At 32.5% G+C, this 2,753-nt stretch carries 4 protein-coding genes and 1 tRNA gene; 2 read left to right on the plus strand and 3 right to left on the minus strand.

Annotation, left to right across the window (positions count from 1 at the left end; all coding sequences use genetic code 11):
• Nucleotides 1-9: 9 nt before the first annotated feature.
• Both EV143_RS21325 and EV143_RS21330 read left to right on the plus strand, forming a co-directional pair.
• A tRNA-Ser gene (locus EV143_RS21325) sits at nucleotides 10-94 on the plus strand.
• 128 nt (nucleotides 95-222) lie between these two features.
• The gene (locus EV143_RS21330; RefSeq protein WP_133509919.1) at nucleotides 223-1,383 is read left to right on the plus strand and encodes a tyrosine-type recombinase/integrase; all 1,161 of its coding nucleotides are present in this window, start codon (nucleotides 223-225) and stop codon (nucleotides 1,381-1,383) included.
• A 118-nt stretch (nucleotides 1,384-1,501) separates the two neighbouring features.
• On the opposite strand, the gene EV143_RS21335 is transcribed toward EV143_RS21330, so the two are convergent.
• The 3 genes from EV143_RS21335 to EV143_RS21620 form a co-directional block, all read right to left on the minus strand.
• Nucleotides 1,502-1,912, minus strand: coding sequence for a type II toxin-antitoxin system HicB family antitoxin (locus EV143_RS21335; RefSeq protein WP_133509920.1), 411 nt, complete (start codon nucleotides 1,910-1,912; stop codon nucleotides 1,502-1,504).
• Between the two features lie 91 nt (nucleotides 1,913-2,003).
• Entirely contained in the window at nucleotides 2,004-2,186 is a 183-nt protein-coding gene (locus EV143_RS21340) for a type II toxin-antitoxin system HicA family toxin (protein ID WP_133509921.1), read from the minus strand.
• Nucleotides 2,187-2,327: 141 nt separating this feature from the next.
• Nucleotides 2,328-2,753: hypothetical protein (locus EV143_RS21620; RefSeq protein ID WP_166638204.1), on the minus strand; the 426-nt coding region annotated here is incomplete at its 5' end.

Raw genomic sequence — 2,753 nt, forward strand, 5'->3', positions numbered from 1 at the left:
CAACATACTGGAGAAATGGCAGAGCGGTCGAATGCGGCAGTCTTGAAAACTGTTGACTGTAACAGGTCCGGGGGTTCGAATCCCTCTTTCTCCGCTTAATTCGGGAAGCCCTTTAAATAATAGGCTTCCCGTTTTTTTAAAAATAAAAGTGAACAAATAGTGTACACTTATTGATTGATTAAATGTCCCCCGCAAACATTTTAATTCTTAAAACAAATTAAAATGAAATCAATCTACACAATTCCTAAAGTTGTCAAATATGACGACCTTAGCAAATCTTGGTTTATCTATTTTAGATATGACAAGAAACTTTTCAGATTCAAATACGGAATCAATTACATTTCTAATTACAAAAAAAGAGAAGCTGAAGCAAATATTCTTCGCGATGCACTACATCAAAAACTGAAAGAAGGATGGAATCCACTTCTTCCAGAACTCGTTATTGATGATCCTAAATTAACTTTGATTGAATCATTAGACTTTGCAATCGAAAAAAAGAAGCCAAACATTGGATCTAAAACCTTTTCCGGATACAATGGAACTATCAAATTCATGAAAAATTCAATCGAAGCTCTCTCATTGAATAATTTATTGATCACCGATACAAAGAGATCTCACATTAAGTTAATAATGGAAAAGGCGGCTGAGCAACGTAAATGGACCAACAGTGCATACAACAAACATTTAAACCACTTAAAGGCTATTTTAAGTGAGTTGATCCAATGGGATATTATTCCAACAAACCCGGCTCACAAGATAAATAATTTAGCAGTGGCCGAAAGTCGCGCTAATGTTCCAGCATCCGATAATGATTTTTTTAAAATTAAAAAGGAAATGCAAAGTAAGCATTCTAACTTTTGGAATTTTTGTTCAACCATTTTCTATACTGGAATAAGACCTGAAGAGATTTTGAAAATTACTTTAGAAATGATTGATTTGGAAAACTCAAAAATTACATTGCCACCAGAAATTACAAAAACTAACAGAGAAAGAGTCGTTCCTATCAATCAACATTTGATAGAAATTTTTAAATCTATGCAATTCGGAAATCTACCGGATAATTATTATTTATTTGGAAGCTTTCGACAAAGTGGAAAAGGAAATGTGGGAGCAAAATTAGATTTTATTCCAGGATCTACTAAATTAAAACGAGATACCGCTACTAAGCGCTGGGAAAGGATTGTAAAAAAAGGCCTCGAAATAAATATGAATCTTTATGCAATGAAAAAGCACGGAGCAAACAAGATGATTTTAGCCGGGGTTTCCATTGATGCATTAAAAGATCTCTTTGGACATACATCGCAAGTTACAACTCAAATTTACATAACAGATTTAAAAGAAATAAACCGAAAAAACATTTTAGAAAATGCCCCAGCGCTTTAAAGCACATTAAACAAATTGCTTTTTATGCTTTACGTAAAACCGTAAAAAAACCCCTCTTTTGAGGGGTTTAATTCGACCGGGTTAACAAGGTAATATATTTGCGGTTATTACAAATTATTTATAGTTTAATTGAGAGGAGTTCTTTGCCTAATTTATGTAAACCATCCTCAATTTCTTGTGCTCGTTTTTCTGAAATATAAGTTTGTTTTTTAGATGTAGTATATTGTCTGAATAATGATGGATTAACTCCTATACTTTTTGCAAATACTGACTTATTTATAACTTCGAAGATATTGAAAATTTCTGATATATCTACATCATACTCAAATTCAAAACCTTTTTTGTAAGCTTCATAAGTTTCTTTGTCATGATCTTTGGCAGTTTCTAAATACAATTCTACTGCTTCTCTTAAGTTGTCTTTCATTTCATTGATAGATTCTCCATCAGATGCAATAACTCCTGGCACATTTTGTGTTGTACCCCAGTAGCTACCATCAGAAGATCTTTCAATCTTTACTTTGATTGCCATAACTCTTTTTCTTTCGTTTTTTGTGTCTTTCTAATTTCTCTGGTTTAATCTTGTTTTTATTTAAAAACACCCGACAAAATCGGGACTTACTCTACTTCAGTCCCGCTTGTCTTAAAATACTGTTTTCAGTTCCCTTCGGAATATCCTTTTTCGGATGAGGAAGAACAACAATACCGTCTTTTTTTGGGTGTCGAAACACATGATGGCTACCTTTTACTCGGTCGAGAATCCAACCATCATCTTCCAACAGCTTAAATAAATCTTTTGAACTCATAATAACCTGTTATTTTGATAAATAATAACAGTACAAATATATAACATATTTGTGATATAGCAAATATGTTATATATATATTTTTAAAATATTTTTAATTATTATCCATTAAAAAAACCGAAGCTTTACACTTCGGTTTGATTTATTTTTTCTTTTCAATCTTCATGGTCCGGCTTTCGCCGCATTCATCGAATACCTTTGACGTAAATTCTTTCTTTCCAAATAACCGGGTTTTAATTCCTAAAAATTTCCATTGCCGACGTTCCCAATATGCAACAGCATCGGATTTGTTTTCAAAGGTTCGATCTAAAACAGTCCATGTAAGCTTATTATCTTTAAAAGAAATGATTCCTTTCGTTGTCATACACTTAGTTGTATCAACTACTACTTGACTTGATGGAATATTACTTTTAATCGCTTCAACAATGCCGGAAAGATCAGTTTCTCGCTTTGTCGTATCACGAAACTTATACGTTTGCGAAACAATACTCTCAATTCGGTTTAATTTTATGTTGTTTGCCTGAAGCTTTTTATTAAGATCTGAATTTTGAAACTTCAAATAATCTGC

The organism is Flavobacterium chryseum (assembly GCF_004362015.1).
Classification (GTDB): domain Bacteria; phylum Bacteroidota; class Bacteroidia; order Flavobacteriales; family Flavobacteriaceae; genus Flavobacterium.